The 24,566-nt window shown below is 56.1% G+C and carries 23 protein-coding genes; 17 read left to right on the top strand and 6 right to left on the bottom strand.

Going from position 1 to position 24,566, the window contains the following annotated elements:
• Positions 1-40 precede the first annotated feature (40 nt).
• The 4 genes from GN111_RS28570 to GN111_RS28555 all read left to right on the top strand — a co-directional run bounded on the left by GN111_RS28570 (position 41) and on the right by GN111_RS28555 (position 4,066).
• Positions 41-1,825, top strand: a complete 1,785-nt coding sequence (locus tag GN111_RS28570; RefSeq protein WP_176603303.1) for a biotin/lipoyl-containing protein — start codon at positions 41-43, stop codon at positions 1,823-1,825.
• Between the two features lie 23 nt (positions 1,826-1,848).
• Positions 1,849-3,147, top strand: a complete 1,299-nt coding sequence (locus tag GN111_RS28565) for a sodium ion-translocating decarboxylase subunit beta (RefSeq protein WP_155307011.1) — start codon at positions 1,849-1,851, stop codon at positions 3,145-3,147.
• Positions 3,148-3,220: 73 nt separating this feature from the next.
• The gene (locus tag GN111_RS28560) at positions 3,221-3,529 is read left to right on the top strand and encodes an antibiotic biosynthesis monooxygenase family protein (protein WP_155307010.1); all 309 of its coding nucleotides are present in this window, start codon (positions 3,221-3,223) and stop codon (positions 3,527-3,529) included.
• A 60-nt stretch (positions 3,530-3,589) separates the two neighbouring features.
• Positions 3,590-4,066, top strand: coding sequence for a CBS domain-containing protein (locus GN111_RS28555; protein WP_155307009.1), 477 nt, complete (start codon positions 3,590-3,592; stop codon positions 4,064-4,066).
• A 114-nt stretch (positions 4,067-4,180) separates the two neighbouring features.
• On the opposite strand, the gene GN111_RS28550 is transcribed toward GN111_RS28555, so the two are convergent.
• From GN111_RS28550 to GN111_RS28535, 4 genes are all read right to left on the bottom strand, one after another.
• Positions 4,181-4,573 carry a helix-hairpin-helix domain-containing protein gene (locus GN111_RS28550; protein ID WP_170302499.1) on the bottom strand — a complete coding sequence of 131 codons (393 nt, stop codon included), beginning with the start codon at positions 4,571-4,573 and terminating at the stop codon, positions 4,181-4,183.
• 89 nt (positions 4,574-4,662) lie between these two features.
• Positions 4,663-4,845, bottom strand: coding sequence for a hypothetical protein (locus tag GN111_RS28545; protein ID WP_155307007.1), 183 nt, complete (start codon positions 4,843-4,845; stop codon positions 4,663-4,665).
• Between the two features lie 144 nt (positions 4,846-4,989).
• Positions 4,990-5,490: a SixA phosphatase family protein gene (locus tag GN111_RS28540; RefSeq protein ID WP_155307006.1), complete on the bottom strand. Its 501-nt coding sequence runs from the start codon at positions 5,488-5,490 to the stop codon at positions 4,990-4,992.
• Entirely contained in the window at positions 5,487-7,661 is a 2,175-nt protein-coding gene (locus tag GN111_RS28535) for an RNA degradosome polyphosphate kinase (protein ID WP_155307005.1), read from the bottom strand. Before GN111_RS28535 ends, GN111_RS28540 begins: the two co-directional genes overlap by 4 nt.
• A gap of 155 nt (positions 7,662-7,816) precedes the next feature.
• Between GN111_RS28535 and GN111_RS28530 the strand changes: the two genes are divergently transcribed.
• The 8 genes from GN111_RS28530 to phnW all read left to right on the top strand — a co-directional run bounded on the left by GN111_RS28530 (position 7,817) and on the right by phnW (position 17,150).
• On the top strand, positions 7,817-8,524 hold the full coding sequence (locus GN111_RS28530) for a hypothetical protein (RefSeq protein ID WP_155307004.1): 708 nt from the start codon (positions 7,817-7,819) through the stop codon (positions 8,522-8,524).
• 156 nt (positions 8,525-8,680) lie between these two features.
• Positions 8,681-9,649: a LysR substrate-binding domain-containing protein gene (locus GN111_RS28525; RefSeq protein WP_155307003.1), complete on the top strand. Its 969-nt coding sequence runs from the start codon at positions 8,681-8,683 to the stop codon at positions 9,647-9,649.
• Between the two features lie 36 nt (positions 9,650-9,685).
• Positions 9,686-10,720, top strand: a complete 1,035-nt coding sequence (locus GN111_RS28520) for a putative 2-aminoethylphosphonate ABC transporter substrate-binding protein (protein ID WP_155307002.1) — start codon at positions 9,686-9,688, stop codon at positions 10,718-10,720.
• 113 nt (positions 10,721-10,833) lie between these two features.
• Positions 10,834-11,937: a putative 2-aminoethylphosphonate ABC transporter ATP-binding protein gene (locus tag GN111_RS28515; RefSeq protein WP_155307001.1), complete on the top strand. Its 1,104-nt coding sequence runs from the start codon at positions 10,834-10,836 to the stop codon at positions 11,935-11,937.
• Between the two features lie 115 nt (positions 11,938-12,052).
• Positions 12,053-13,810, top strand: coding sequence for a putative 2-aminoethylphosphonate ABC transporter permease subunit (locus tag GN111_RS28510; protein WP_155307000.1), 1,758 nt, complete (start codon positions 12,053-12,055; stop codon positions 13,808-13,810).
• Between the two features lie 31 nt (positions 13,811-13,841).
• The gene (phnX, locus tag GN111_RS28505; RefSeq protein WP_155306999.1) at positions 13,842-14,675 is read left to right on the top strand and encodes a phosphonoacetaldehyde hydrolase; all 834 of its coding nucleotides are present in this window, start codon (positions 13,842-13,844) and stop codon (positions 14,673-14,675) included.
• A complete protein-coding gene (gene pbfA, locus GN111_RS28500) occupies positions 14,672-16,039 on the top strand; it encodes a (R)-1-hydroxy-2-aminoethylphosphonate ammonia-lyase (RefSeq protein WP_155306998.1) in 1,368 nt (455 codons plus the stop codon). The genes phnX and pbfA overlap by 4 nt, the downstream gene beginning before the upstream one ends.
• Positions 16,029-17,150 (top strand): 2-aminoethylphosphonate--pyruvate transaminase, encoded by a 1,122-nt coding sequence (phnW, locus tag GN111_RS28495; RefSeq protein WP_155306997.1) that lies wholly within the window; start codon positions 16,029-16,031, stop codon positions 17,148-17,150. The genes pbfA and phnW overlap by 11 nt, the downstream gene beginning before the upstream one ends.
• A gap of 87 nt (positions 17,151-17,237) precedes the next feature.
• Here phnW and GN111_RS28490 read toward each other — a convergent pair whose 3' ends face one another.
• Positions 17,238-18,701 (bottom strand): inorganic phosphate transporter, encoded by a 1,464-nt coding sequence (locus GN111_RS28490; RefSeq protein ID WP_155306996.1) that lies wholly within the window; start codon positions 18,699-18,701, stop codon positions 17,238-17,240.
• A 10-nt stretch (positions 18,702-18,711) separates the two neighbouring features.
• Positions 18,712-19,362 (bottom strand): DUF47 domain-containing protein, encoded by a 651-nt coding sequence (locus GN111_RS28485; protein ID WP_155306995.1) that lies wholly within the window; start codon positions 19,360-19,362, stop codon positions 18,712-18,714.
• 228 nt (positions 19,363-19,590) lie between these two features.
• On the opposite strand from GN111_RS28485, the gene GN111_RS28480 reads away from it, so the two are divergent.
• The 5 genes from GN111_RS28480 (at position 19,591) to GN111_RS28460 (ending at position 24,547) form a co-directional block, all read left to right on the top strand.
• Positions 19,591-20,367 (top strand): DeoR/GlpR family DNA-binding transcription regulator, encoded by a 777-nt coding sequence (locus tag GN111_RS28480; RefSeq protein ID WP_155306994.1) that lies wholly within the window; start codon positions 19,591-19,593, stop codon positions 20,365-20,367.
• Complete coding sequence (locus tag GN111_RS28475) at positions 20,364-21,407, top strand: ABC transporter ATP-binding protein (RefSeq protein ID WP_155306993.1); 1,044 nt, start codon at positions 20,364-20,366, stop codon at positions 21,405-21,407. Before GN111_RS28480 ends, GN111_RS28475 begins: the two co-directional genes overlap by 4 nt.
• An 89-nt stretch (positions 21,408-21,496) precedes the next feature.
• Positions 21,497-22,774 (top strand): ABC transporter substrate-binding protein, encoded by a 1,278-nt coding sequence (locus GN111_RS28470; RefSeq protein WP_155306992.1) that lies wholly within the window; start codon positions 21,497-21,499, stop codon positions 22,772-22,774.
• Positions 22,775-22,841: 67 nt separating this feature from the next.
• Positions 22,842-23,720 carry a carbohydrate ABC transporter permease gene (locus GN111_RS28465; RefSeq protein ID WP_155306991.1) on the top strand — a complete coding sequence of 293 codons (879 nt, stop codon included), beginning with the start codon at positions 22,842-22,844 and terminating at the stop codon, positions 23,718-23,720.
• Complete coding sequence (locus GN111_RS28460; RefSeq protein WP_155306990.1) at positions 23,717-24,547, top strand: carbohydrate ABC transporter permease; 831 nt, start codon at positions 23,717-23,719, stop codon at positions 24,545-24,547. Before GN111_RS28465 ends, GN111_RS28460 begins: the two co-directional genes overlap by 4 nt.
• Positions 24,548-24,566: the final 19 nt, after the last annotated feature.

Below are 24,566 nucleotides of genomic sequence, written 5' to 3'. Positions count from 1 at the left end.
AATTTTCATTTATGATATTTTGGGGAGATAGTGAGTTATCATGAAAAAAATCCGTTTTATGGACACCTCACTGCGTGATGGATTTCAGTCGGTATTCGGCGCCCGTGCGTTGACCGATGATTTTATTCCTGCCGTTGAAGCGGGCGTTCATGCAGGGATCAAGCACATGGAAGCCGGCGGTGGCGCTCGTTTTCAAGCGCTCTTTATGTATTGCGGCGAGTCGGCTTTTGACATGATGGACCGCTTCCGTGCGGCGGCCGGGCCAGAAACTCACCTTCAGACCCTGGCCAGGGGCATTAATGTGGTTGCGCTTTCGGCGCAACCGAAAGATATGATCGACCTTCATGCCAAGATGTTCAAGAAACACGGCATGACCCACATCCGTAATTTCGATGCGCTGAATGATATTCGCAACCTTATTTATTCGGGGCAGTGTATCACCAATGCCGGGCTGCACCACCAGGTGGTAATCAGCATGATGGAGCTTCCACCTGGATGCTCGGGAGCGCATGATGCGGAGTTTTACATCAAAACACTCAGGAAAATCCTGGATTCGGGGCTGCCGTTCGATTCCATCTGTTTCAAGGATGCGTCAGGGACATCCAATCCCAAAAAGTTCTATGATACGATCAAAGCCGCGCGTGCAATCGTCGGTGAGGACACAATTCTATGGGCACATACCCATGAGACCGCCGGCGTTGGCATCACTCAATATAAGGCAGCCATCGAGGCCGGTTGCGACGGCGTAGACCTGGCCCGTTCCCCCCTTTCCGGAGGAACCTGTCAGCCGGACATACTATCGCTGTGGCACGCCTTGAAAGACACGGATTACACCCTGGATATCGATGTTTCTAAAATCATGTCCGCTAACCGTGTGCTCCAGGATTGCCTGCAGGACTATTTCTTCCCCCCCGAATCCCAGAAAGTGTCATCTGAAGTCATTCTTTCGCCCATGCCGGGCGGCGCACTGACGGCGAACACCATGATGATGCGGGATACCGGAACGCTTGATCTCTACCCGGATGTTATTGAAGCCATGTCCGAATGCGTAGCCCGTGGCGGGTTTGGCACCTCGGTCACCCCCGTTTCCCAGTTTTATTTTCAACAGGCCTATGCCAACGTCACCCAGGGCGCATGGAAAAAAATAACCGACGGCTATGGTAAAATGGTGTTGGGCTACTTCGGTCGCACACCCGTTGCACCGGACCCGGAAATTGTCAGGCTTGCCGAAGAACAGATGGGCAAACCGGTGTTCAAGGGCGATCCGCTGGATGTAATCGAACCCGGCATTCCAAAAGCCAGGCAAATCCTTGAAAAAGAAGGCCTGCCGCTTACAGACGAAAATATCTTTATCGTAGGCGCATTGGCGACGCCGGGCGGCAACAAGGGGCTGGATTTTTTGAAAGGCAAAAAGCCCATCAATGTCCGCAAGATCGGCACCGAGACCGAGGTGCCGGCACAGAACCAAGCGTCAGCCGTGGCGCCGGCTGCAGCCAACGAACCGGCCGACTACACGGTAACCGTGGATGGTAAGGCTTACCGGGTCACGGTAGAGCCAACTACCGGAGAAGTTAAAACGGTTTCACCGGCGCCATCCGCAAAACCGGACAATGCGGTTGAAGTCAAGGTCAAACTGCAGGGGATTGTGAGCGAAATTTACGTGGCCGTCGGCGATCGCGTAAACCGCGGCGACACGCTGGTGTTACTGGAGGCCATGAAAATGGAAACGCCGGTGGTAGCCCCTTGCGATGGCAATGTGGCGTCCATCGAGGTGGCAAAAGACGATGTCGTCAAACCCAACCAACTGGTGGCGACCATCGCTTAGTACACCTGTTCGGGAGAAATCGCATGCACAAAATCAATTGGGTCGTCCGTCTCGTAATGGTTGCCTTTCTGCTGGTGATCCCCGTCTCAGCCATTGCAGGAGGTCAAACGGCGCAAGCGGCACCATTGCATCAAGAGCTGCCTCCCATGGGAACCATGATCTCCGAATTTGCCAGATCAACCGGGCTGTATGGCTTTTTTAACCCGGCTTATGGCCAATGGAGCCAAGGGTTCGGCAGCCTGTTGATGATCGGCGTGGGTTTGCTAATGCTATTTTTAGCCATCCGCAAAGGATTTGAGCCGTTGCTGCTGGTCCCGATGGGCTTTGGATGCATACTGGCCAATATCCCCCTGGCGGGCATCACCGAACCAGGTGGGATTATCTACTATATCTACAAAATCGGCATCACGACCGGCGTCTTCCCCCTGGTCGTGTTCATGGGCGTCGGCGCTATGACCGATTTCGGCCCCATGATCGCCAACCCCAAAACCGCCCTTCTGGGTGCCGCCGCCCAGTTCGGCATTTTCAGCACACTCATCGGTGCGTTGATTCTGACAGAGATCGTGCCCGGAATTCATTTCGATCTTTTCGATGCGGCATCTATCGGTATCATCGGCGGCGCCGACGGTCCCACGGCGATCTTTCTGGCCAGCCAACTCTCTCCCAACCTTTTGGGCGCTATTGCCGTGGCAGCTTATTCTTACATGGCCCTGGTTCCCATCATTCAGCCACCGATCATGCGCGCCCTCACCACGCCGGCCGAGCGCAAAATACGCATGGACCAACTGCGTTACGTGGGAAAAGTTGAAAAAATCGTTTTCCCACTGATCGTCCTTGGGTTGTGCATACTGCTGCTGCCCTCGGCCGCACCGCTGATCGGCTTTTTCATGTTTGGCAACTTGATGCGCGAATGCGGCGTGGTCGATCGCCTGTCCAAAACAACGCAAAACGCCCTGATCAATATCGTGACTATTTTCCTTGGTCTGGGCGTGGGCTCGCAGTTGTCCGCAGAGAACTTCATTCGTTTGGAAACGATAGGAATTCTGCTGCTTGGGATAATTGCCTTCAGTATCGGAACGGCATCCGGGATATTGATGGTCAAGCTCATGAATCAGTTTTCGAGTAACAAAATCAACCCGTTGATTGGCTCCGCGGGTGTATCGGCGGTGCCAATGGCAGCAAGGGTCAGCCAGAAAGTAGGGATTGAAGAAGATCCCGAAAATATGCTGCTGATGTTTGCCATGGGGCCAAACGTTGCCGGTGTGATCGGATCGGCGGTGGCTGCCGGCGTGTTGCTCACCTTGAAAAATTTAGTGGTCTGAGCGCGCCCATTTTTGCTATACGAATGGACAACCATTCGTTAACCTCGACAATCAGGAATATCGGAGAAAAAAAATGACCATACGCGTGCTCATGGTTCGAAAAATGCCCCGCTTGTTTGGCGGCATGGAAGCGGATTTGTTACCCCAGTTGGTGCCCCTGCTGGAAGATGCCAGAGAGTTAGCATTTCGACAGCCCGGGTATATTTCAGGGGAAACCATGCGCAACGTGGCAGACCCGTATGAATACCTGGTGATCAGCACTTGGAAATCAATCGAAGATTGGGAGCGCTGGTTTGCCAAGCCGGAACGAAAAGAGATCGAAGGAAAGATCGATTCTGTTTTGGGTGTGCCGACCGAGTACAGGGTCTATTCCTACGATTAGGTCATCTTGAAATTAATGCCCTTCTGTTCGGATTTCAATTTAAAATAGGAGATCCATTTTATGACCATTTATGCAAAAGATGTGATGTCGACCGATTTTGAAACGATCCATGAAAATGCACCCATCGAAGATGCCATCGACAGGATTCTTAACGGAAAGGTGAGAAAGACCGGCCATAGAAATATCAGTCTCATTGCTTTGGATGATTATGGCCAATTGGCCGGCGTTATCAGTATGTACGATGTTCTTTATCACCTGAGGCCTGACTTTTTGAATTACAATTTTGGCGCTGAAGCGGATGCTTTCATGTGGACCGGTCAATTGAAAGGATTGGTCGCTGCACTAAAGGGCCAGAAAGTGAATCAATTGATGAGCCAGAACGTAATGGGCGCTTCCATTGATGACCATATCATGGTGATACTGGACAAAATGATTAAAAATAAATATCGACGTCTGCCAATACTGGAAAACAAGAGGCCGGTTGGCGTCATTTACATATCGGACGTCTATCACCACATTTTCACAACGCTGAAATAAAATCTGCTATTCTGAAAAGGTCATTCTCGACACCCGTTAAAACCAAACAGATTTTTCCCAAAGGAACCAAACGCTTATTTGCGGATGGAAAATCTGGCCCTGCTTTTTTAGAACTTACTTCTTCTTGGCTTTCTTTTTCGATTTGTTTTTCTCTTCTTTTTTCTTGCCCTTCTTCTCCTTTTTATCCTTTTTTTCCTTCTCCTTTTTGGACTTGGCCTTTTTCTCTTTGGTCTTCTTTGCTTTCTTTTTCACGACTTTCTTTTTAGAGGTTTTTTCCTTTTTGCCCACAGCCGGCTGGGTGGCAGGCGCCGCGGCTGCCACCGCTGCAGTCAATTGCCGGGCATTGTCGATAATCTGTTTGGCCCGGATGCCGCCAAAACCGGGAACGGCCGTCAGTTGTTCGATTGTGGCCACAGCCAGTTGTTTAACGGTGGCAACACCGGCAGCCTCCAGTTGTTCTACGGAGGCCGGGCCGATGCCTTTCACCTCAAGCAAAGAAGCGGGCATGAAAAATCCTTTCATTAAGTGGGTAAGTGCCCTTCAGCAAAAAAGCACGGGGATTGGCAACACCGATCGGCAGAAGAGGTCGGGCAACCTCATTCGACCATTCGGTCCAGTTTTTCCGGTTTGCACAAGGTGCCTTTCAACCGGGAGGAACGCAGGCATTTTTCGCAAAAAAACTTGGAATGGCTCAAAATATCAATCAGTTCCTCCCCGTTTTGTTTGACATCTTCCTTTTTCCATTTACACAGGGATTTACTTTTCAGTTTCTTGTCCATAAGGCCTCGCTTTCTTTCGGCTGCTGGCAGCCGAAAGCCGTTTGTTGCGAGTATTGTTTTACAAAATGCTAATCGCTATAAAGGAGAAAAATAACCATCAAAATCCCTGCAATCAATGGATCAGTTTTTTTAAGCGCCGGCACTTCAGCCCGATTCCTTGTTTTTCGGAAAATCAAACCGGCTGAATTCGAGGTTGTCCCGACGGATATGCCGCCAGGACGGTGCGTCGAATCGCAGTTCAACCACACCTGCGGTGGGAACGTTAGCAATGAAGTGGGGATAGAACCGGTTGGCCAGTTCGGTAAATCCGGGGTTGTGCCCCACCACCATCACCTGCTGCCAGTTGTCGTCGAACCGCAGGACGATCTCCAGGATCTCCTTCGATGCGGCGCCATACAGTTCGGGCATCGGCCGGACGACCTCTTTTGACAAACCCAGTCCTTCGGCCATGGCGGCTGCCGTATCAAGGGCGCGGCGGGCGTCGCTGCTGACGATGACATCGGGTTTCACACCCAGGCGTTTCAACCGCCGGGCCATTTCCGAAGCGGCTTTTTTGCCGCGTTTGTTCAAGGGGCGCTGATGATCGCTCAGCCGGGGGTCTTTCCAACTGGATTTGGCATGGCGAACCAGGAACAAAGTTTTCATTTCTTGGCCTTGGACTTTTTTTTGCGTTTGGAGCGACCGGGAGTGAGGGCCGACCCCCGGCCGGAAAGGCTGGGGTTGGTCATGAAAAACTGGTGTGCGTTGAACGATTCCCCATCCACGGTGCAGCGCCGGTAGCTGCCTTCCGGCTGGAGGGTCCAGCTCTGTTCGTTGTCCCGCAGGTTCGCCACCATGATCTGATTCAGCACCTGTTGATGCACCGTGGGGTTGTCGATGACCACCAGCGATTCGATCCGCCGGTCGATGTTGCGCGGCATCCAATCGGCGGAAGAGATGTAGACCTTGGCCTTGGGGGACGGCAGTTCCTGGCCGTTGCCAAAACAGGCGATGCGGGAATGCTCCAGGAATCGGCCCGCAATGGATTTAACCTCGATATTGTCGGACAGGCCGGGCACCTGGGGCCGCAAGTTGCAGATTCCCCTGGCCACGATTTTGACGATCACCCCGGCCTGGGAGGCCCGATAGAGGGCGTCGATAATTTCCGAATCGACCAGCGAGTTGACCTTCACCCATATGCCCGCCGCCCGACCGGCTCGGGCATGCTCGATCTCGTCTTCGATTCTGGCCATGAGGAAGGATCGCAGGTTGAGCGGCGAGATCACCACTTTTTTCAGGTTGGGGGGCTTGGCGTAGCCCGTCATGAAATTGAAGATCTGCAATACATCGTCACAGATATCCGGATCGCAGGTAAAATAAGAGAGGTCCGTGTAGATCCTGGCCGTCACGGGATGGTAGTTGCCGGTTCCCAAGTGGGCATAGGATTTGAGCGTGTCGCCTTCTCTTCTCACCACCAGGGAGAGTTTGGCGTGGGTTTTGTATTCCATGAACCCGAAGACCACCTGGGCGCCGCTGCGCTCCAGTTTTCTGGCGATGCCGATGTTGGCCTCCTCATCGAAACGGGCCTTGAGTTCGACCATGGCGGTGACGCTTTTACCGGCCTCGGCCGCCTCCACCAGTGCATTGACAATGGGCGAGTCCTCACTGGTGCGGTAGAGGGTCTGACGGATGGCCACCACATTCTTGTCCTTGCTGGCCTGCCGCAGAAACTGGACAACCACGTCAAAACTCTCATAAGGATGGTGAACCAGGATATCCTTGGCCTGGATGGCCGCCAGGCAGTCTCCGCCGTAGTCCCGGATGCGCTCGGGGAATCGCGCTTCGTAGGGTGGAAAAAGAAGGTCGGGCCGTTCGTCGATCACCAGTTCGGCGATATCCGCGAGCCCGATCATGCCCTTGAAGCAGAAGACGTCATGCTTGGAAACGTCCAACTGCGCCTGAATAAAATAAAGCAGATCGTCCGAAATGGCGTCGTCCACAGTAAGGCGAACCACGCTGCCCCGCCGCCTTCGCTTAAGGGCACTCTCGAAGGTGCGCACCAGGTCTTCGGCCTCCTCGTCGATCTCCATCTCGCTGTCCCGGATGACGCGAAAGATGCCGCTTGAAATCAACTTGAAGGACGGGAACAACAGGTCGAGAAACATCAGCACGACTTTTTCAAGGGCGATAAAGCGGATGGTGTTACCGGGCAGGCGGATGAAGCGATCCAATTGGGCCGGCAGTATAACCAGGGCTACGAGATTCTCTTCTTGCGTATCGCTTTCAAGTTCCAGAACGAGGCCGAATCCCAGGTTGGGGATAAAGGGGAACGGGTGCGCCGGATCCACGGCAATGGGGCTCAATATGGGGAAAATATTTCTCCGGAACTGTGTAGCCAGCCACTTCTTTTCGTATTCGGAAAGCTGCTCGGGGTCCACCACCCGGATGCCATTTTTACTCATTTCCACCAGCAGTTGTTCGAAGCAGTCGTGCTGGTCAGCTGCCAGCTCCGACACCTTTTCGGCGATGGCGCGCAACTGCTGGGCCGGTGTCATCTTATCCGGGTTGACCCCCCGGACGCGGGAAGCCACCTGGCCTTTGAGGCCGGCCACGCGGACCATGAAAAATTCATCCAGATTGCTGGCCGATATGGAGAGGAAGCGCAGCCGTTCGAGCAGCGGGTGCGACGGGTTCATGGCCTCTTCGTACACCCGTCGATTGAATTCGAGCCAGGACAACTCCCGGTTGATGAACCGACCGGGCTTGTCCCTGCCCACATCGCTGCTGATTTCCATCGCATCCCATTTGCCTGTCAATGCCCTCACCGTCTCGCTCATGGTGTCGATTCTCAACTGCGGTTAATATTTTCCATGTTCGATTTCAAAACCGTAATTATGGAACCATACGGGCCGCATGTTAGAATTGCGTTAGGAACACAAAGGAGACGCCAAAAGCCTTCTAAAGACGGTGCGAATATGGTACGGGCGGCACCATGAAGCTGCAAAAAAACCTTTCCAGACTCGCGATACTGGTATGGGCGCCGATCCTGCTGGCCGTTTTTGTTCTGGTGCCGATTGCCGCGGCGGCACCCGCCATGCCCATGACCGATGAAGAAATCCATCACTACCGGGAAGTGACCGGAACGACCTCCGAGGAAGTCTGCTGGCACCTGACCCGGGGCGACACCCTGATCCTCACCTACACATCCCCCACGGAGCGCCATGTAACAACAACAGGCTCCGGCTACCGAACCATCCGCTGGCAGGTGACCGATACAGCCGACGGAACCGATTTCGTCGCCGAACGCAGTGAAGACACCATCGTGATCAAGGGCCGGTTCAAGGGGGAACCGATTCATCAACGATTAGACATCGACGACGCCCCCTGGTACCAGGCCACTTCTCTCTCCCTACGCGGACTGATTGCCTCCAACGATTCACATCGCGTATTCTGGACCATCCGGCCCGACACCCTGACCCCGCACAAAATCAAAGCCGTTAAAAAAGAAATCGAAACCGTCGCGTCCGAAGAAAACCAGAAAAAATTGCAGCACATCCGCCTGCGGACCACCGGCATGCTGGCTCCTTTCTGGAAAAGCGATTACTGGTTTACCCTGCCCCGGGGAATCTTCCAGCGCTTCGAAGGGCCCAGCGGACCGCCGGGATCGCCAATGACGGTGGTCACACGACTGGACAGATGAATTATAAATGTAATTAAGCCTTCCCTAGTCTAAGCTAAATTTCGTTAATCGAAATCTAACCGTTTCCTAATCAATTCTCAATCCGCCGACGGTAAACTCTCTCCTATTAGCGTTATCTATCTTCCATCATCATTCTTAAAGCGGAAGTGTTTTTCGTTGAACTTGAACCAGCTCAAAGCACTGGATGCATTGGAACAGACCGGCTCTTTTTCGGGCGCGGCCGACCGGCTCGGTCTTACCCAACCGGCGGTGTCCATCCAACTGCGCAAACTCCAGGACCAGCACGGAGTCAAACTGTTCTGGCGATGCGGGCGGCACCTCGAATTCAGCAGCCTGGGAAAGGAATTGGTGCTTAAAGCCAGAAAAATCCTGGGACTGATCGACGATTTTGAGGAATCCCTTACTTCTGCCGGCGAACTGCGCAATGGGCGTCTGACCATCGGATTGAGCTGCCATTACCTGGTCATGGAGCTGTTGGCCGTGTTCATGGAGAGGTATCCCGGTATTCAGGTCAAGGCCAAAATCGGCGATTCGATCAATCTTGTCGAAGATGTCATTGCCTGCCGCCTGGACCTGGCTGAAATTACCGGCGTCGCTCCCGATGATCGGCTGGTCAATTTCACTTACAGCGATCAATCTATCGTATTGTTTATCTCCATGGATCACCCCTGGGCCCGGCGTCCGTCAATCGAGGCCGCGGAATTGAACGGCCGGCAGATGGTGGCCCGTCACGCCGGTTCCATGACCCGACAGATATTCAACCAGCGGTTGAACCGCCGGGACATCCATCCGCAGGTCGTGATGGAACTCGATTCGTGGGAGGCCATGAAAGAAGCGGTAGCCGCCGGCATCGGTTTCGGCATCGCCCTTGAGGATGAGTATATCCACGACCCGAGACTGACCGGAGTTCGGATAACGGACCTGGATCTGTCCGCCCGGCAGTTTGTGGTCTGCCTGCCGGAATTCGAACATTTGCGCCCGATCCAGGCGTTTTTCGATGTCGTCAGGGAAATCAAGTCTGACCGCAGCCGCCTCTTTTCAAAAACGGCGGCCAATACGTTCCCACAACCCGTGGAAAGATTATCTTCGCCGGCCTGCCGCACGGCAGGTCCGCTTTACCCGTGAAGTTTCAACCACCCAATATTCTTAAGGAGAACTGTGATGAAAAAAACGCCCCTGAAAGCTGGAATCGTTCTGAGTTCGCTGCTTCTGTTTGTCGTCCTGGCAGGCATCGGCAGTGCATTCGCTGAAGAGCTTCTCGTTTACACGGCCCTGGAAGATGACGAAATTCCCATTTACCTGGATCTTTTCAAAAAAGCCCATCCGGACATCGAGGTCAAAATCGTGCGCGATTCCACCGGCATCGTCACGGCCAAACTGCTGGCCGAAAAAGACAATCCCCAGGCCGACGTCGTGTGGGGCACCGCCGCCACCAGTCTGATGCTCTGCGACCAGGCCGGCATGGTCGAACCTTACGCGCCCAAGGGACTGGAAAAGGTTCGCCCGAAAATGCGCGATACCAACAAGACGCCTCACTGGGTTGGCATCAAAGCCTGGATGACCGGATTTTGCGTCAATACCATCGAGTGCAAGGCACTGGATCTGCCGATCCCCAAATCCTTGAACGACCTGCTCGACCCGGTCTACCGCGGCCAACTGGCCATGCCCAACCCGGCCTCTTCGGGCACCGGTTTTTTAACCGTATCCGCCATCCTGCAGACCATGGGAGAGGAAAAAGGATGGGCTTACCTGGACAAACTGCATGAGAACATCGCCCGCTACACCCACTCCGGGTCCAAACCCTGCAAGCTCGCCGGGGCCGGTGAAGTGGCTATCGGCATCTCCTTCGCCTATCGTGGTTTCATGCAGAAGCAGAAGGGCGAACCGGTTCTGACGGTCTTTCCCGAGGAAGGTTCCGGCTGGGATGTGGAAGCCAACTGTCTGATTAAAAAAGCCAACATCAAGCCCGCCGCCAAAACCTTTCTGGACTGGGCCATCAGCGAACCGGTCATGAAAGCCTATGCCCAGGTCTATCCAGTCACCGCCTATGCCACCGGCGTTGCCATTCCTGACGGCTTCCCCGCCGATCCCGAAGGCCAGTTGATCGCCAATGATTTTAATTGGGCCGCCAAAAATCGGATGCGCATCCTGGCGGAGTGGACCAAACGGTATGACGGCAAGAGCGATGCGAAATAGCGTCAAAGCTGATTCGTATACTTTAATTCGCTGACCATGCAGGGACATGACACACCGTGTCCCTGCACAATCAGCGGCAGCCAACCAAGGACCTGAAACCAAAGCGAACCACCATGAATGCAAACCCGGTTTACCTGACGGTGAGAGATGTCTCCAAAAACTTCGGAAATTTCACGGCCCTGGCCGACGTCTCTTTCGAGGCCCGCCGCGGTGAGTTTCTCTCCATTCTCGGCCCCAGCGGCTGCGGCAAGACCACCTTGCTGCGGGTGGTGGCCGGACTGGAGAAACAGACCCGGGGCAAGGTCTTCATCGAAAACCGGGATGTCTCTGCACTGCCGGTATCCAAGCGCAATGTCGGCATCGTCTTTCAATCCTACGCCCTGTTTCCCAATCTCACGGCCCGGGAAAACATCGCCTACGGTTTGAGAAGTCAGGGGAAATCCCGCCAGGATATCCGGCAGCAGGTCGACGGACTGCTGGATCTTGTGGGGTTGCGGGGCATGGGGCGCAAGCATCCGGCCAAACTCTCCGGTGGTCAGCAGCAGCGTGTGGCCCTGGCCCGCGCCATCGCCGTCTCTCCGGATCTGCTCCTTCTGGACGAACCCCTTTCCGCCCTGGATGCCAAGGTCAGGATCAAGCTGCGCAGCGAAATCCGGCAGCTTCAGCAGCGCCTGGGAATTACCACCATCATGGTCACCCACGACCAGGAAGAGGCTCTGACCATGGCCGACCGCATCCTGGTGATCGACCGGGGGCGTCTGGTCCAGGACGGAAGTCCGAATCAAGTGTACGACAGACCGGCAACCCCTTTCGTGGCCAATTTTATCGGAGCCATGAATTTCATCGAAGGGGCCGAGAAAATCGACAGCGGTGTCTACGGTATCGGCAAGACGCGTTTTGCGGTCACTGGCGAGAACGGCACCAGCCGGCTGCCGGCCGGAAGCCGGGTGACCATCGCCATCCGCCCCGAAGATGTCATGCTGCGGCATGATCCCACGGCGATCAACCTTCTGGAGACCCGCGTGGCGGGCATGGAATACCGCGGTTCCCTTTTTCGCATCGACCTGTCATGGCCCGCCACGCTGGATAAGGCGGCCACCATCACGGCGGATGTACCCGCAGAGACTGTCCGGCGGTTGGATATTGTCCCGGAAAAACCGTTGTCCGTATATCTTCCTGTCGATCGGCTGCGGGTGTATTCCGTGACCGATGGATGAGGGACGAGTGAAGAGGGAAGAAGAAGGACCACAATCGAAATCGGTATCGGTATCGGGATCGGTATCGAACGAAACCAACCGGCCTTAAAGAGAAAAACAAACAGACAAAACCCTTATGAACACATCCGCAACCACCGCCGACACCCTGCCGCCGCTGTCCATCTGGTCCTCACTGGACCGGGAACTGTGGATCAAGCGATTGCTGATCCTGCTCTTATGCATCTGGATGGCTGTCGTCGTTGTTTTGCCGCTGTTTCAACTGCTGTCCAAGAGCTTCAACGACGCCGATGGCCAATTCGTCGGTCTGGCCAACTACATTACCTACTTCAGCACACCGGCACTTTTTTATTCGCTCTACAACAGCCTGTTCGTATCCACCGTTACGACAGCCATCTCCGTCACTATCGGCTTCCTGTTCGCCTATGCCCTGACGCGGACCACCATCGCGGCCAAAGGATTTTTCAAAGCGCTGGCCATGATGCCCCTGTTTGCCCCGACCCTGCTCAACGGGATCGCCCTGGTATATCTCTTCGGTCGCAAGGGGTTGATCACCCGCGGTTTCTTCGGCGCCCTGCCAGGCATCGACATCGATCTGTACGGCCCGGTGGGCATCATCATCTCCGAAGTCCTGTTCACTTTTCCCCAGGCGGTGCTGATTCTTTCCATTGCCCTGACCATGACCGACGCCCGCCTTTACGAAGCCGCCGAATCCCTGGGAGCCGGCAGGATGCGGACTTTCTTTACGGTGACCCTGCCGGGTGTCCGCTATGGACTGCTCAGCGCCGTATTTGTCTGCTTCATCCTTGCGTTCACCGATTTCGGAGCACCCAAGGTTGTCGGCGGCAACTATAACATTCTGGCGACGGACATCTACAAGCAGGTGATCGGTCAGCAGAACTTCACCATGGGGGCCGTAGTCAGCGTCGTTCTGCTGATCCCTACGGTGATCGCCTTTATCGTCGATCGCATCGTGCAAAGAAAACAGGTGGCCCTGATCGCCGCCAAATCGGTCCCCCTGGTGCCCCAGCCGCAACCGCTGCGGGACCGTCTGTATCTGGGCTTCTGCGGATTGATCGTCTTTTTGATTATCGGCTTTTACCTCACGGCGGCTTATGCTTCCCTGATTCAAGTATGGCCTTACAAACTGACTTTGGGATTCTGGCACTACAATTTTACGAAAATGGGAGGCGGCGGGTATAGCGCTTTTTTCAACAGCATCCGAATGAGCCTGTACTCCGCCATTTTCGGCACGGCCATTACTTTCTGCGCGGCCTACCTGATCGAAAAAACGCGCCAGATGAACAGCCTGCGCCAAACCGCCTATTTTCTCTCCATTCTTCCGCTGGCCCTTCCCGGCCTGGTCATCGGATTGGCCTACATCTTCTTTTTCAATGCCCTGGGCTGGCAGGTAGGTAGCCTGTATATCCCCAACCCGTTCAATTTCGTTTATGCCTCCATGGCCATCCTGGTGATCAGCAATATCGTTCACTTCTTCTCGGTCAGTTTTCTCACTGCCACCACGGCCCTCAAACAGCTCGACCGCGAATTCGAGACGGTCAGTGAATCCATGGGCGTCCCCTTCACCAAGACCTTTGCACGGGTGACGGTGCCCGTCTGCATCCCTGCCATCTTTGAGATCGGCATGTACTACTTTGTTAACTCCATGGCTACCGTATCGGCGGTCATCTTTCTCTACTCGGCGGATCTTCCCCTGGCATCTGTGGCCGTCGCCAATATGGACGACGCCGGTGACGTGGCGCCCGCCTGTGCCATGTCCATCCTGATTCTGCTGACCAACCTGGTGGTCCGTATCGGGTACGGCCTGTTGACGCGAAAATTTAGAAACCGCAGCCAGGCCTGGGCCAGCCGCTGATCAAACGCTTTTTTGAAAAGAAAGGGGTATCATGTCCACATCCATTCCCGAATCTTCTTATACCGGCCCGGTACAGGCCGTGGTTCTCGATTGGGCCGGCACCGCCGTCGACTACGGCTGCATGGGACCGGCCGACGTGTTCGTAAAGGTGTTTGCCGCCTTCGATGTTACCGTAACGACTGCCGAGGCCAGGCAGTTCATGGGCCTTGAAAAAAAAGAGCATATCCGCAGCATGTGCAAACTGCCCGAAATCGCCGGGCAGTGGCAGGAAAAATACGGCCAATTGCCCGACAATCGCGATGTAGCTAAACTCTATGAGAAAACCGAACCCATGATGGTGGCGGCCATTGTCGACCATGCCGAACCCATCACGGGGCTGCTGCCCTTTGTCGATGCCATGCGCACCCGCGGCATTAAAATCGGCTCCTGTACCGGCTACACGGCACCCATGATGGAAGTGCTGGTGCCGGAGGCCGCCAGGATGGGATACCGCCCCGACTGCTCCGTCTGTTCGTCCGATGTTCCCGCCGGACGTCCGTTGCCCTGGATGTGCTATCAGAATGCCATCCAGCTTCAAATCTACCCTTTTGCCGCCATGATCAAGATCGGCGACACCGTCAGCGACATCCAAGAAGGGCGCAATGCCGGCATGTGGACCGTCGGCCTGACCCAGTCGGGAAACGAACTGGGGCTGCCCGAAGATCAGGTGGCAGCCCTGCCCGAAGAAGAATTGAACCGGCGGCTTGCGGCCATCGAAGCCCGCTATGTGAATGCCGGAGCCCACTATGTGGTCAAAGGCATCTGGGACTGCCTGAACGTGGTCGACGACATCGCCCGGCGGTTGGAAAACGGCGAGCATCCATGACCGTCGAAGGGGACAGCAACCTTACTTCGTACCGCCGGCAATGGCAGTCGCACCACATCGACGATGAGACCCGTCACTGGCTGGAACGGGACAATCGGGGTTTCATCCGCCAGAGCCTGTCCACGCCATGCCTGAATGTGCTGACAGAATGCCGCCGGTCTCGGCTGAAAGATCTTCAGGGGCGGGCGATTTTAGACTTTCACGGCAACAGCGCCCATCAGATCGGCTACGCCCATCCCCGGGTTTTGGCGGCAATTCGCGTGCAGTTGGAGCGCATGCCGTTCTGTCCCCGCCGCTACACCAACATCCCGGCCATCGAACTGGCCGAGGCGTTAGCGGCCCTCACCCCCGATCCCCTGGGCAAGGTTTTGCTGGCCCCCGGCGGTACCAGTGCGGTGGGCATGGCCCTCAAACTGGCCCGCACAGTTACCGGACGCTTCAAGACCATCTCCATGTGGGATGCCTTCCACGGCGCATCCCTGGATGCCATTTCCGTAGGGGGCGAATCCCTGTTCCGGCAAGGCATCGGCCCCCTGCTGCCCGGTTGCGAGCATGTGCCGCCGGCCGATCTCTACCGCTGCCTGTGGGATTCCAGTGGGGGGTGTGAAACCTGCGGTCTCAAATGCGCCCGCTACATCGAATATGTCCTGGAAAAAGAGGGCGACGTGGCAGCGGTCATCGCCGAACCCATCCGCTGCACGGCGGTCAATCCGCCGCCGCCCGGGTACTGGCGGCGGGTCCGCAAGGCCTGCGACCGCCACGGCGCCCTGCTGATTTTCGATGAAACCGCCGTCTGCCTGGGGCGAACGGGAAGAATGTTCGCCTTCGAACATGACGCGGTCGTACCGGACATTCTCGTTTTGGGAAAGGGGCTGGGTGGAGGCGTCTTTCCCTTGGCGGCCATGGTGGCGCGTACGGATCTGGACATGGCCCCTGACAAGGCCCTGGGCCATTACACCCATGAGAAGAACCCGGTGGCCTGCGCCGCGGCTCTGGCCACTATCGACGTGATCCAATCAGAGGGCCTGGTGGAGCGCTCGGCCCGGTTGGGCCGCTGCGCCGTCCAGCGGCTTTCAGTCCTTAAGGAGCAGTTTGACCTTATCGGCGATGTACGCGGACGGGGCCTGCTTTTCGGTCTGGATCTGGTCGAAAACCGGGAAGCGAAGACCCCGGCCGTGGATTCGGCCGAACGCATCCTGTATGCCTGCCTGGAAAAAGGCCTCAGCTTTAAAACATCCCACGGCAGTTTTCTCACCCTGACGCCGCCGTTGACCATCGACGAGGTCGATCTGGATCTCGCCCTGGACATCATCGAGGATGCCTTTCAAACCCTTACCGAATCAATGAGAAACCATGAATCCTGAACAGATGCCCGACAACCCATACCTGTTACTCACCCCCGGCCCCTTGAGCACCACCAGAACCGTGAAAGCCGCCATGTATCTGGACTGGTGTACCTGGGACAGCGACTACAACGCCATCGTCCAGCAGATTCGAGAAGACCTTGTCTGCCTAGCCGGCGAAGACGAAACCTTCACCAGCGTGCTGATGCAGGGCAGCGGCACCTTTTGCGTGGAAGCGACCCTTACGACGGCCGTTCCACCGGACGGCAAACTGCTGGTCGTCGCCAACGGCGCTTACGGACGGCGGATTGCCGAAATCGCCCGGTGCCAGGGCATCAACCACGAATGTATAGACGGCGATGAGTGCGCTTCGCCGGACCTGGATCGGATCGAGGCAACCCTGCAATCCGATGCCGCCATCACCCATGTAGCCGTGGTGCACTGCGAAACCACCACCGGCATGCTCAACCCGGTGGAAGAAATCGGCCGGATCGTCAAGGCCGCCGAAAAGTGCTTTATCGTGGATGCCATGAGCAGTTTCGGCGGTGTGCCCATGGACATGGAAGCCATGGGTGCAGATTACCTGATCAGCAGCGCCAACAAATGCATCCAGGGCGTGCCGGGTTTCGGATTTATCATCGCCCGCCGATCGGTATTGGAAGGAACCCGCGGCCAGGCCCGGTCCCTCAGCCTGGACCTTTACGACCAATGGCGGACCATGGAAGACCATGGCGGCAAGTGGCGGTTCACCTCCCCTACCCACGTGGTACGGGCGTTTTCTCAGGCCCTGGGTGAATTGAAGGCCGAAGGCGGCATCAAAGCCCGCCATGCCCGCTATACGGAAAACCACCGCATTCTGGTGGAAGGCATGCAGCGAATCGGATTCCAGCCCCTGCTGCCCGTGCAATGGCAGTCCCCCATCATCACGGCGTTTCTCTACCCCCGATCAGTGGATTGGCAGTTCCAGAGTTTTTACGAAGGTTTGAAATCCCGGGGGTTCGTCATCTATCCGGGCAAGGTGACCGACCGCGAGACCTTCCGCGTCGGTAATATCGGCGACGTTCACGCCAAGGACATGCACCGCCTGATCGATGCGGTGGGCGACACCGTTCATTTCATGGCGCGTCAATGAGATCCACGCGGAATTCTCCGAAAATCAAGATCTTCTTTCCCCCTTGCCGTGCATTTTCTCCTTATCCGCGTGAGCACCGCGCTTGTCTCAATCTCTGAACAGGCTGTATAGATAGGTGAGCTGCTCGGCAATCTTCCGATTGCTTTCCTCATCACCGGCGGTCATGCGCCATTCAGGCGAGAGATGGGCCAAAGCTTCATCCAGAAGCCAGGGATGGACAAAAATCCGTCCTTCCAACATCCGTATGGCGTCAGTCTGCGCCTTGGAGATTCTGCCATCGGTCGTGATGGATTCGATCTTCTCCTTGCTGATGGTCAGCTCATCCACCTTGGCCGATTCCATGACAAAATCCCTTTGCTCCCAAGCGAGGCGTATCCGCGCATCAAGTGCTCGACGAAAGGTTACGGCATCGAGGTAGGCTTCGTTTGTCATATCAGACAATCGGCCAGCATCGATGTCGGCGCGACCGATCCGATCGAGCGCCTGACGGGTAAGAGAATAGCTCACCTGCCGATAGGTCTGCTGGTTGAAAACATTTTGGAAGAAGAAAAGGGCGACGAAACTGATTATGCCGGCGATCAGCGGGGTGACCACCCATCCGATGGAGATTCCCCGCAGGACTCGCCATTGGACCGCACGCCCACCTTTCAGAAGGCCGATGCCGATCACGGCACCGACAATGGCTTGGGAACTGGATACCGGCACAAGAGGGATGGCGGGCAGCCCATACCCGGTAAGCCATTGGTTGACTCCCTCCGAAGAGAAGAGAAACAGGACCAGAGAGTGAGCGGATACAACGACGAAAGCCGCAACGGGAGAAAGCCTCATAATCCCTTCACCGACGGTCATCATCACGTGCCTGGAATAAGTCAACACGCCCGTGGCGATGGCCAGCCCGCCGATAAAAAAAAGCTGTTGGGCCGGCGAGATCACCAGCCACCCGAAAAGGGAGATCTCGGGAAAGGGTGCCACGGGCAGGAAAACGCCCATCACATTGGCGATATTATTGGCCCCCAGGCTGTAGGAACCGAAAGCACCCACGACGAGCAGGGCATATCGCGTCAGGGCATCCAGGTGAAACATGTGAGGTTTGAAGGTGCGGATGCTAACGCTCACCAGCTTGTAAAGTACTATGGAGATGGCGGCCGATAATATGGGGCAGGCTACCCAGGTCGAAACGATCTTGGTCAGGGAGTGGTAGTCCGTCAGCGACCCGCTGAAAACGTTCCAGCCGATGATGGCCCCGACAATGGTCTGGGAGGTGGAAACGGGATAGCCGGCCTTGGTCATCAGGTACACGCCTGCCCCGGCGGCCAGAGCCACGACAAACGCCCCGGCGATGGCATTGATTCCGCCGAGTTTGCCCAGCGTTGCAGAGGTGCCGGCACCACCGATCACCGCCCCCAGAACGATAAAGACGGCGCAGCAGATTGCGGCGGTCCGAAAGCGGATCATCCGTGTCCCCACAGCTGTGCCGAAGACGTTGGATGCATCGTTGGCCCCCAGCGACCAACCCAGGAAAAGTCCGCTCGAAAGAAAGAAGGCAAACATCGGCAAATCCTCAGAGCGACCGCTTGATCACATAGATGCGAAGTTTATCGGCCACATCCTCGGCCCTGTCGGAGATCTTGTCCATGTGCCGGATGAAATCACGCAGCTGCATCCGATAGCTCAAGGGCAGGTCATCCTTGTTGAACACCAGCTTCTGCAGGCGGGTGGACACTTTGTCGGACTGGGATTCCCAGTAGGAAACTTTGTGCAGGTGATCCGCAACAGCGGTGAGATCCTTGAAAAAAGCGCGTGCCGAGCGAACCATCGATTCCACGCATTCTACCGCGCAGGAAGCCAGTTCCAGGATGTCGTCATGAAGTTCGGGATAGATGTCCGGTTGTTCGATGTCGAAGCGCCAGAGCGAGCCTTTGAACCGGTCGAGCAAACCGTCCATGCTCTCCAGCAGTTCCAGCACATCTCCTCTGGAGTCCGGAATCAACGTCTGCGTATAGAGCAGCTCTTCCAGATCCCGGCGCAATGCATCGCCCACATGTTCCACGGTGGAGATGTCTTCGATCTTCTTGGCGAAGGATTCCTGATTGGCTTTCAGATAGGCCTCAACGCCAAGCTGGAAAAGCATACCGGATTCGCTGACCTTGTCCAGGAAATCATCGACCCGCCGACCGACACCGAAGCGCTTTTTGAGGATGTCGAATGTCATTTGTCCTCCTCAGACCAACAGCATTTCCATCGATGCTCCCCTGTTCCTGGTCACCGTTGAATGGACTGTCGGTAATTTTCATTTGAATGCTAATTGAATTCTAACAATACCGTAACGAAAGTCAAACGAACAACAATTAGTTTGATTTTTAGTGACAAATCGGTTTAGAATTAGTTTTAATGTTCATTTGAACATCAATCTCCATTGATTAAAAAATTGCTGCAATCCATGCCACTCTCCGAGCGACAGGCGCACATTGCCGACATGATCCGCCAGACGGACTTTATCCGTGTGGAGGATCTTGCTCAGCAATTCCAGGTCACCACCCAGACCATTCGCCGCGATCTGAATTTGCTGTGCGAACGGGGGATCGCCCGGCGCGTGCACGGCGGCGTTCAACAGATGAACACGCCCGGAAACATGGCCTACGCCTGGCGTCAGGTTCTGAACCACGAAGCCAAACAGGCCATTGCCCTGGAGGTGGCCCGCCATGTCCCCAATGGCGTATCCGTTGCCTTCAGCATCGGCACCACACCGGAGATCGTTTCCAGAGCACTTTTGGCGCACACCCATTTGAAAATCCTCACCAACAACCTCAACATCGCCATGCTGGCATGCAGCAATCAGACCTTCGAGGTCACCGTGGCCGGCGGCCGCTTGCGCAACGAGGATCGGGATGTGATGGGCAACGGAATGGAGGCGCTCTTCGAAGCGTATAAAGTGGATATCGGCATCTACGGTGTGGCCGGCGTCGATGAAGACGGAACGCTGCTCGACTTCTACGAGGAGGAAGTGCGGGCGCGGCAGATCATTCGTGAGAACAGCCGCAAAGCCTATCTGGTGCTCGACCACAGCAAGTTCGGCCGAGCCGCCCATGTCCGGGGCGGCAGGATTGACGAAGCTGCCAAAATCTTTTGCGACCGCACGCCGCCGGAGCCCATCCTCGAGTTGCTCCGGCGATCCGGCGCGCAGCTGATCCTTTGCAGGAGAGATCCAACGCCATGAGCAGCATCGAAATCCGGGAACTGGTCAAGCAGTGGGGCGCTGTCACGGCCGTAGACAAGGTGTCGCTGACGGTTCCCAAAGGCAGTCTGACCGTATTGCTGGGTCCTTCCGGCTGCGGAAAATCGACGATATTGCGGCTGATCGCAGGCCTGGAGAAAATCACCTCCGGATCCATTTTCATCGGAGGAAAAGAAGTGACCCGCATGGATCCGGCAGCACGCGGTGTGTCCATGGTGTTTCAGTCCTATGCCCTGTTTCCTCATCTGAATGTCCGCGAGAACATTCTGTTCGGGTTGAAGGTCAGGGGGATTTCTCCGACCGAGCGCAAAGACCGGTTGGACGAGGCTGCACGCATGGTGGGCTTGGCCGACCTGCTGGATCGCAAACCGGCCCAGCTTTCCGGCGGGCAGCGCCAGCGGGTGGCTCTGGCCCGTTCCATTGTATCGCGGCGACGGGTCTGCCTGATGGACGAACCGCTCTCCAACCTGGATGCCAAACTCAGGGCGGAGATGCGGGACGAAATCCGTACGCTGCAGCAAAAGCTCGGATTGACCATGGTATATGTCACCCACGACCAGGTGGAAGCCATGACCATGGCCGACCAGGTGGTGCTGCTCAAGCAGGGCCGTGTCGAGCAGACGGGGCCGCCCCACGAACTCTATGAACGGCCGCACACGACCTTTGCCGCCCAGTTTTTGGGGTCGCCCCCGATGAACCTGCTGAACGTCGCGCTGATCGAACAGCGCGACGCATTGGCTGCGGCCTGCGGCGGCGCCCTGGCGGCAGACGGCCTGGATGAAGGCTTCATCGGCGTGCGCCCCGAAGATCTGCAGGTGGGGCCGACCGGACTTCCCGTTAAGATCTCTTCCGTTGATTATCTGGGCGCGGAAACGGTGCTGCGCATGACCCATGACGGTCAGGCCTTGTTCGCCCGGATCGATGGACGCAGGGACTATCGCCCAGGGGAAGCGACGCACATCCGTTGGTCCGAAAAGGCCATCCACCGTTTTGGCGTCGATGAAATCCGCATCGACGATTGACCTGTCCACAGGATACGAAACAACAGTCAGATGGAGTTTCCCTTAGCCGGTTAGAACCCTACCCCCCAACAAAAGCAAGGAGGCGTATCATGCGTAAAAAATGGAAATTTTTCGGTATTGCGATAATGGCGACGATGTTTTTCATGGCTGCCGTCACCACCGGCGCGGCCACGGAGTTGACCATGTATTACCCCGTAGCCGTCGGCGGGCCGTTGACCAAGATCGTCGACGGCATCGTGGCCGATTTCATGAAAGCGAATCCGGATATCACCGTCAAGGCGATCTATGCCGGCAACTACAATGATGCCCGTATCAAGGCCCTGGCGGCGCTGAAAAGCGGACAGCCGGCCCAACTGTCGGTGATGTTTTCCATCGATATTTACGAACTGATCGAGCAGGATGCCATCGTCGCCTTCGACGACGTAGTGGAAACCGCCGAAGAGAAAGCCTGGCTGGATTCGTTTTACCCCACCCTCATGGAAAACGGCCGCACGGCCGGAAAGACCTGGGGAATTCCGTTCCAGCGCTCCACGATCGTGATGTACTATAACAAGGATGCCTTTCGGGCGGCCGGGTTGGATCCTGACAAGCCGCCGGCCACCTGGGACGAAATGGCGGCCATGGGCAAAAAGCTCACCAAGCCGGATGGTTCCCAGTGGGGTGTGATGATTCCCTCAACCGGCTATCCTTACTGGATGTTTGGCGCGCTGACCATGCAAAACGGCCAGGTGCTGATGAACGGAGACGGAAACACCACCTATTTTGACGACCCCGCGGTGATCGGTGCCCTGCAGTTCTGGAAGGATCTGGGAAGCAAGTACGGTGTTATGCCCAAGGGAACCATTGAGTGGGGCACCCTGCGGCAGAATTTTCTCGAAGGCAAAACCGCGATTATGTGGCACTCCACCGGCAATCTGACGGCCGTGAAAAAGAACGCCGCGTTCGACTTCGGTGTCGCCATGCTGCCGGCCAGCAAGCGTCGCGGAACACCCACCGGGGGCGGCAACTTCTATATTTTCAAAAAGACGACACCGGAAGAACGCAAGGCTGCCATGCGGCTGATCAAATTCATGACCAGCCCGGAGCGTTCCGCCGAGTGGTCCATGGAAACCGGCTACATGGGCGTCAGCCCGGCGGCCTACGAAACCGATGCCCTGAAGCAATATGTCAAGGGATTCCCCTATGCGGCGGTGGCCCGGGACCAGCTCCAATACGCCACGGCGGAGCTTTCCACCTACCAGACCGGCCGGGTTCGCAAACTTCTGGATGATGCCATCCAGGCTGCGTTGACCGGATCGAAGACGCCCGAAGCGGCGTTGAAGGAAGCCCAGAAACAGGCCGACCGTTTGTTGAAACAATATCGCTGATTTCCATCGGCGCAACAGCGGGCGCCCTGTTAACGCCCGCTGTTGCGCTTCGCCACATGGGAAATCCATGAAAACTCGGTTATCAAGACATGTCCAGGGCTGGCTGCTGCTCATGCCCGCTGCGATTCTGTTGATCGCTTTTACCCACTATCCCACGGTGGCGACGGTGATCGACAGCATGTTCTCCAAAGCCACAGCCATCCGGCCGTCCCGATTCGTAGGCGCCTTTAACTACGAACGCATGCTGGACGACCCGATCTTCTGGAAGGTCCTGGCCAACAACGCCTGGTTCGCACTGGGCACCATCCCTACGTCCATCGCCCTGGCCATTGTCATGGCCTTGTTGGTAAACCGCTCCATTCCCGGCCGGGCGATGGTTCGCATGGCCTATTTTACGCCGACAATCCTGCCGATGATCGCCGTGGCCAACATCTGGCTGTTCTTTTACACCCCGGATATCGGCCTGATCGATCAAATTGCCGCCTCGCTGGGCTTTTCCGGGCATAACTGGCTGGGCGATCCAGCCACGGTGCTTCCGGCCATCATGGTGATGACCATCTGGAAAGAGGCCGGCTTTTTCATGATTTTCTATCTGGCGGCCATGCAGAACATCCCGCCGGAACTCAAGGAAGCCTCACAGCTTGAAGGGGCCGGACGCTGGTACTACTTTCGCCGGGTGATGTTTCCCCTGCTCATGCCCACCACGCTTTTCGTTCTCATCAACGCGGTGCTCAACTCCTTCAAACTGGTAGATCATCTCTTCGTGCTGACCAAAGGAGGACCGGACAACGCCAGCAATCTTCTGCTTTACTATATTTTCGAGACGGCTTTTTCCTATTTTGAAACCCATTTCGCCGCCGCGCTCACAGTTGTCCTGCTCGTCCTGCTGGGGATCATGGCCCTGCTGCAATTCTTTATCCTGGATAAACGGGTGCACTATCGATGAATGAATCCCGAACCTTTTCCCGGGTGTTTTACGCCTCCCTCGAAACCGGAGCCGCATGGCTGCTGGCAATTCTCTGGATTTCTCCTTTGGTGTATGCATTCTGGGCCGCTTTTCATCCCGGAGAATACGCCGTCAATTTCGATCTGCTGGCTCCGCTCACCCTGGCCAATTTTCGGGAAGCTCTCTCCCAGGCGCCCTTTCCCCGTTACGCCCTGAACACCTTCATCCTGGTCACCACCATTCTTACCGCGCAGTTGGTTCTCTGCACCCTGGCGGCCTATGCGTTCGCACGCTATCGGTTCCGCGGTCATCAGGTCGCCTTCGCCCTGGTACTGGTCCAGTTGATGATCACGCCTGAAATTCTCATCGTAGAAAATTACGTTACCCTGGCCCAATTCAATCTGGTGGACACCATTCTCGGCATCGGGCTGCCTTATATGGCCAGTGCTTTCGGGATCTTTCTTCTCAGGCAGGCCTTTAAATCTACGCCAAAGGAATTGGAGGAGGCCGCCCGTCTGGAGGGATGCGGCACGCTCGGGGTGTTGTGGCGCGTATACGTGCCGCTGGCACGCCCCACGTACCTGGCTTACGGACTGGTGTCGATCAGCCACCACTGGAACAATTTTCTCTGGCCGCTGATTGTCACCAATTCGGTGGAAACCCGCCCGTTGACTGTGGGGCTGGGGATCTTCGGCGCCCCGGAATCGGGCGTCAACTGGTCCATCATATCCGCCGCCACACTGATCTCCGTTGCGCCCCTGCTGATCGCATTTCTTCTCTTCCAGCGCCAGTTCGTCCAGTCGTTCATGTATGCCGGCATCAAATAGTTCTTTTTCGTACCCGGTG

Origin of the sequence: Desulfosarcina widdelii, from assembly GCF_009688965.1 — a bacterium.
Classification (GTDB): Bacteria; Desulfobacterota; Desulfobacteria; order Desulfobacterales; family Desulfosarcinaceae; genus Desulfosarcina; species Desulfosarcina widdelii.
Note: the sequence above shows the minus strand (reverse complement) of the source record. Positions and strands in the feature narration are given on the sequence as shown.

What these genes read in the sequence shown, in the direction of transcription:
- GN111_RS28570 (WP_176603303.1), top strand. Translation starts at nt 41, where the DNA reads ATGAAAAAAATCCGTTTTATGGACACCTCACTGCGTGATGGATTTCAG.
- GN111_RS28535 (WP_155307005.1), bottom strand. Translation starts at nt 7,661, where the DNA reads ATGAGCGAGACGGTGAGGGCATTGACAGGCAAATGGGATGCGATGGAA.
- GN111_RS28560 (WP_155307010.1), top strand. Translation starts at nt 3,221, where the DNA reads ATGACCATACGCGTGCTCATGGTTCGAAAAATGCCCCGCTTGTTTGGC.
- GN111_RS28540 (WP_155307006.1), bottom strand. Translation starts at nt 5,490, where the DNA reads ATGAAAACTTTGTTCCTGGTTCGCCATGCCAAATCCAGTTGGAAAGAC.
- GN111_RS28545 (WP_155307007.1), bottom strand. Translation starts at nt 4,845, where the DNA reads ATGGACAAGAAACTGAAAAGTAAATCCCTGTGTAAATGGAAAAAGGAA.
- pbfA (WP_155306998.1), top strand. Translation starts at nt 14,672, where the DNA reads ATGACCGTCGAAGGGGACAGCAACCTTACTTCGTACCGCCGGCAATGG.
- phnW (WP_155306997.1), top strand. Translation starts at nt 16,029, where the DNA reads ATGAATCCTGAACAGATGCCCGACAACCCATACCTGTTACTCACCCCC.
- GN111_RS28565 (WP_155307011.1), top strand. Translation starts at nt 1,849, where the DNA reads ATGCACAAAATCAATTGGGTCGTCCGTCTCGTAATGGTTGCCTTTCTG.
- GN111_RS28555 (WP_155307009.1), top strand. Translation starts at nt 3,590, where the DNA reads ATGACCATTTATGCAAAAGATGTGATGTCGACCGATTTTGAAACGATC.
- phnX (WP_155306999.1), top strand. Translation starts at nt 13,842, where the DNA reads ATGTCCACATCCATTCCCGAATCTTCTTATACCGGCCCGGTACAGGCC.
- GN111_RS28480 (WP_155306994.1), top strand. Translation starts at nt 19,591, where the DNA reads ATGCCACTCTCCGAGCGACAGGCGCACATTGCCGACATGATCCGCCAG.
- GN111_RS28530 (WP_155307004.1), top strand. Translation starts at nt 7,817, where the DNA reads ATGAAGCTGCAAAAAAACCTTTCCAGACTCGCGATACTGGTATGGGCG.
- GN111_RS28475 (WP_155306993.1), top strand. Translation starts at nt 20,364, where the DNA reads ATGAGCAGCATCGAAATCCGGGAACTGGTCAAGCAGTGGGGCGCTGTC.
- GN111_RS28485 (WP_155306995.1), bottom strand. Translation starts at nt 19,362, where the DNA reads ATGACATTCGACATCCTCAAAAAGCGCTTCGGTGTCGGTCGGCGGGTC.
- GN111_RS28550 (WP_170302499.1), bottom strand. Translation starts at nt 4,573, where the DNA reads ATGCCCGCTTCTTTGCTTGAGGTGAAAGGCATCGGCCCGGCCTCCGTA.
- GN111_RS28515 (WP_155307001.1), top strand. Translation starts at nt 10,834, where the DNA reads ATGAATGCAAACCCGGTTTACCTGACGGTGAGAGATGTCTCCAAAAAC.
- GN111_RS28510 (WP_155307000.1), top strand. Translation starts at nt 12,053, where the DNA reads ATGAACACATCCGCAACCACCGCCGACACCCTGCCGCCGCTGTCCATC.
- GN111_RS28465 (WP_155306991.1), top strand. Translation starts at nt 22,842, where the DNA reads ATGAAAACTCGGTTATCAAGACATGTCCAGGGCTGGCTGCTGCTCATG.
- GN111_RS28470 (WP_155306992.1), top strand. Translation starts at nt 21,497, where the DNA reads ATGCGTAAAAAATGGAAATTTTTCGGTATTGCGATAATGGCGACGATG.
- GN111_RS28490 (WP_155306996.1), bottom strand. Translation starts at nt 18,701, where the DNA reads ATGTTTGCCTTCTTTCTTTCGAGCGGACTTTTCCTGGGTTGGTCGCTG.
- GN111_RS28460 (WP_155306990.1), top strand. Translation starts at nt 23,717, where the DNA reads ATGAATGAATCCCGAACCTTTTCCCGGGTGTTTTACGCCTCCCTCGAA.
- GN111_RS28520 (WP_155307002.1), top strand. Translation starts at nt 9,686, where the DNA reads ATGAAAAAAACGCCCCTGAAAGCTGGAATCGTTCTGAGTTCGCTGCTT.